This is a genomic window from Mesorhizobium sp. M1A.F.Ca.IN.022.07.1.1 (assembly GCF_003997575.1).
Classification (GTDB): domain Bacteria; phylum Pseudomonadota; class Alphaproteobacteria; order Rhizobiales; family Rhizobiaceae; genus Mesorhizobium.
Map to the genome: position 1 here is coordinate 1 of NZ_RZST01000425.1, position 4,330 is coordinate 4,330.

General features: G+C 67.1%; 5 protein-coding genes and 1 pseudogene. All 6 read left to right on the forward strand.

The window, feature by feature from the left end:
- Window positions 1-909: metallopeptidase TldD-related protein (locus EOA75_RS29535; RefSeq protein ID WP_127325806.1), on the forward strand; the 909-nt coding region annotated here is incomplete at its 5' end.
- A 1-nt stretch (window position 910) separates the two neighbouring features.
- On the forward strand, window positions 911-1,705 hold the full coding sequence (locus tag EOA75_RS29540; protein ID WP_127325807.1) for a 3'(2'),5'-bisphosphate nucleotidase CysQ: 795 nt from the start codon (window positions 911-913) through the stop codon (window positions 1,703-1,705).
- A 75-nt stretch (window positions 1,706-1,780) separates the two neighbouring features.
- Window positions 1,781-2,026, forward strand: coding sequence for a DUF4170 domain-containing protein (locus tag EOA75_RS29545; protein ID WP_040973997.1), 246 nt, complete (start codon window positions 1,781-1,783; stop codon window positions 2,024-2,026).
- A 5-nt stretch (window positions 2,027-2,031) separates the two neighbouring features.
- Window positions 2,032-2,808 (forward strand): lysophospholipid acyltransferase family protein, encoded by a 777-nt coding sequence (locus EOA75_RS29550; RefSeq protein WP_127325808.1) that lies wholly within the window; start codon window positions 2,032-2,034, stop codon window positions 2,806-2,808.
- Window positions 2,805-4,121, forward strand: coding sequence for a lipid IV(A) 3-deoxy-D-manno-octulosonic acid transferase (waaA, locus tag EOA75_RS29555; protein ID WP_127217314.1), 1,317 nt, complete (start codon window positions 2,805-2,807; stop codon window positions 4,119-4,121). The genes EOA75_RS29550 and waaA overlap by 4 nt, the downstream gene beginning before the upstream one ends.
- A 62-nt stretch (window positions 4,122-4,183) precedes the next feature.
- Window positions 4,184-4,330 (forward strand): annotated as a pseudogene (locus EOA75_RS35330) (tetraacyldisaccharide 4'-kinase); the annotation flags it as partial.

Consider the following 4,330-nt stretch of genomic DNA (forward strand, 5'->3'; position numbering starts at 1 on the left):
ACCAATTCCTCCGCCAGCAGCGCCAGCGCCGGCCTTGGCGGCCTGGTGCTTGCGACCTCGCACGGCTTTGTCGGCCAATATGTCGCGTCGCGCTTTTCGCGACCGACCAGCGTCATTGCACGCCAAGGCACGGGCATGGAACGCGACTATGAATTCTCCTCGCGCCAGCATTTCGCCGATCTCGACGCGCCGGAGGAGATCGGCCGCAAGGCCGGCGAACGCGCCGTGCGTCGCCTCGGCGCCCGCAAGGCGGCGACCGGCCCGGTCGACGTCGTGTTCGACCCGCGTGTGGCGCGCGGCATTGCCGGCCATCTCGCCGGCGCCATCAACGGCGCCGCGGTGGCGCGCAAGACCAGCTTCCTGCGCGACATGATGGGAAAGCAGGTAGCCTCAAGCGCGATCACCGTCACCGACGAGCCGCTGCGGCGTCGCGGCCAGGCGTCGCGGCCCTTCGACGGCGAAGGCGTCGAGGGCGACAAGCTGTTGATGGTCGAAAAAGGCGTGCTCAACCACTGGTTCCTGTCGACCTCGGCCGCGCGCGAGCTTGGTCTCGTCACCAACGGCCGTGGCTCGCGCAGCGGCTCTTCGGTTTCGCCGTCCTCAACCAATCTGGCCATCGAGCCCGGCGATCGCGCGCCGGAGGAGCTGATCGCCTCGCTGCAGCGCGGCTTCTACGTCACCGAGGTCTTCGGCCAGGGCGTCGACATGGTGACCGGCGAATACAGCCGTGGCGCCTCCGGCTTCTGGATCGAGAACGGCGCGCTTGCCTATCCGGTGGCCGAGGTGACGATCGCCTCCAATTTGAAGACCATGTTCCTCAACATGGTGCCGGCGAGCGATCTCGACCGCAATTTCGGCACTGCCGCGCCGACACTGCTGATCGAGGGGATGACCCTTGCCGGCGCCTGACATGGTCATCTCAGCCGAGACGCACGAAGACCTCCCTCTGCTGCGCGAAGCCGCCCGCGAGGCGGGCACCATTGCCATGCGCTATTTCGGCCAAAACCCCCAGGTGTGGATGAAGGGCGGGACCTCGCCGGTCAGCGAGGCCGACCATGCGGCCGACGCCTATCTGCGCGAGACCCTGCTCAAGGCGCGGCCGAATTATGGCTGGCTGTCCGAAGAAACCGCCGACGATCATGCCAGGCTGTCGGCCCGCCGCACTTTCGTCGTCGACCCTATCGATGGCACGCGCGGCTTTCTCGATGGCCTGCATTCCTGGTGCGTCAGCGTCGCCGTGGTCGAGGATGGCCGCTCGCTGGCCGGCGTGCTCGAATGTCCGGCCAAGCGCGAGACCTATTGGGCGCTGCCGGGCGAGGGCGCGTTCCTCAACGGCAAGCGCATCCAGGTCCGCCAGCTCGGCGATACCGTCGAGATCGGCGGGCCGAAGCCGCTGGTCGAGCGCATGCCCGCTTCCTGGCAAGCCCGGATGCGCCGCGTCGCTTACATACCCTCGCTCGCCTACCGGCTGGCGATGATCGCCAACGGCAAGCTCGACGCGACCTTCGTCAAGCCCAACGCGCATGACTGGGACATCGCCGCCGCCGACCTTATCCTCCGCGAAGCGGGCGGCGCCTTGCTCGACCGTACCGGCAAGCCGCCGCGCTATGCCGGCGAGGTGATCAACCATGGCGCGCTTGCCGCCGGCAGCGGCGAACTGCTGGGTGTCCTGGCCGGCGTCATTGCCGGAGCTGACCAAGGGTGAGTCGGCCCACGGTTTCAAAATCGGCGGCTTTGGTCTAAACGTTTCACAAAATTCATGAATCTGCGAAGGATCGGCATGGCCGTGGAAGACGGAAAGAAACAGCTTTTGCACCTGGTGTTCGGCGGCGAGCTGAAAAAGCTGGGTGGAACCGAGTTCCGTGATCTGGATGCGCTCGACATCGTCGGCATCTACCCCGACTATCAATCGGCGCACGCCGCGTGGAAGGCGAAGGCGCAGGCCAGCGTCGACAATGCCCATATGCGCTATTTCGTCGTTCACCTGCACCGGTTGCTCGACCCGGAAACAAAGGCAGCCGGTTGACATCGATGGAGCATGAAGCGGTGAAAGGAGCGACGGGGCGCGCCGCCGGGCGGGGCGGGACTCGCACGCTGTGGCGCCGCATCCGAGAGCCGCTCGCCCAGTCGCGATTCGTCAAGAATTTCATCGCTAGCCTGTTCGCCTGGTTCGTGCGGCTGATTCGCATCACCAGCCCGCTGGTGAAAGGGTCGACGCAGGTCGCCGGCGGCGCCTATGCGCATCTCGAACCGGGCATCATCGCGCTGTGGCATGGCCAGCATCTCTTGACGCCGGCTTATTATCCCGAGGGCCGGCCGCTGGTCGCCATGGTCTCGCGCAGTGCCGACGCCGAGCTCAACGCGCTGATGCTGAACAGATTCGGCATCGACGCGGTGCGCGGCTCGGGTGGCCGCGACAGTTCGAGGCATCTCGACAAAGGCGGCGCCAAAGCCTTGATTGCGCTCAAGAAAGCGCTGGTAGCCGGCAAGAATGTCGCGATGATCGCCGACATTCCGCATGGCACGCCGCGCGACGCGGGGCTGGGCATCGTGCTTTTGGCCAGGCTTTCCGGGCGCCCGATCCTGCCCTCGGCGATCGCCACCAGCCGCCGCAAGGTGCTGGAAAAGAGCTGGGACAAGACCACCATCAACCTGCCGTTCGGCCGCTCCGCCGTTATTGTCGGACAGCCGGTCTTCGTGCCGGCCAACGCCGACGACGCCGAGATGGAGCGCAAGCGCCAGGAGGTCACCGCCTCGCTCAACGCCGCGACCGCCGAGGCCTACCGCCTCGTGGACGGCGACAAATGAGCGAGCGCTGGGCGCGCGCCGCCCTGACCGCCTATCGTTACGCCGGGGCCGTCGCCTATCCGCTGATCGGACCCTATGTCGCCTGGCGCGCCTCGCGCGGCAAGGAAGACCGCGTTCGCCGTCGCGAGCGCTACGGCGTCGCCGGCCGTCCGCGTCCGGAAGGACCGGTGATCTGGATTCACGCCGCGAGCGTCGGCGAGACGATCGCCGTCGTGCCGCTGGTCGAAAGCATTCTCGATTACGGCGTCAACATCGTGCTGACGACCGGCACCGTGACCTCGGCCAAGGTCGCCGACGAGCGGCTTGGCAGTCGCATCATCCACCAATATGTGCCGCTTGACCTCAAGCCCGCGGTAAGCCGCTTCCTCGATCACTGGCTGCCGGAGCTGGCCATCATAGCCGAATCGGAGATCTGGCCGATGACCATCCTGGAACTCGGCGCGCGCAACGTGCCGCAGGTCCTGGTCAACGGGCGGCTGTCGGACCGTTCCTTCCGGTCGTGGAAGAAGCGCGCCGGCGTCGCCGAGGCGCTGTTCGAGAATCTTGCCCATGTCGTTGCCCAGTCGGATGTCGACGGCGAGCGGTTCCGCGTCCTCGGCGCCCGGCCGGTGACCGTTTCCGGCAATCTCAAGGTGGACACCAACCCGCCGCCGGTCGACGAGCGGGCGCTGGCGATCCTGCAGCGCCAAATCGGCTTGCGCCCGACCTGGGCGGCGATCTCGACCCATGACGGGGAGGAGGTCGCCGCGGCGGAAGTCCATGCGACCTTGCACAAGCGCCACCCTGGACTGCTGACCATCGTCGTGCCCCGCCATCCCGACCGCGCGGACGCGCTGGCCGCGCAGATCTCCGGCATGGGGCTGAAAGTGGCGCGCCGCAGCAAGGGCGACCGCATCACGCCCGACACCGATATCCTGCTCGGCGACACGATCGGCGAGATGGGACTTTATCTCAGGCTGACCGAGATCGCCTTCGTCGGCCGCTCGCTGACCTCCGAGGGCGGCCAGAACCCGCTGGAGCCGGCGATGCTCGACACGGCGGTGCTGGCCGGCCGCAACGTGCAGAATTTCCGCGAAGCCTATCAGCGCCTGCTCGATCGCGGCGGCGCCAAGCTGGTGCGCGACCGCGACATGCTGGCCGGCGCCGTCAATTTCCTTTTGACCAACGAGGCGGTGCGCCACGAGATGATGGCGGCGGGCGCGGCGACCGTCGACGAGATGCGCGGCGCGCTTCAGCGCACGCTGAAGTCGCTCGAACCCTACATCCAGCCGCTGGTCGTCAAGGCGCGCCTGAAAGGCGCCAACGGGCGCTAGCGCATGGCCCAAAAATTCGGATCCGATCTTTGGAAAGGGTCATGCGCCATGGAAGTCGCGCCATGACCAGCGAAGCGCCGCCCTTCTGGTGGGAAAAGCCGGACTGGCGCGTGCTGGCGCTTTCGCCGGTGTCCGCGATGTATGGAATGGTGGCTGGGCGCCGCATGCGGCGCGCGCCGCGCGAGAAGGTCGCGGCACCTGTGCTGTGC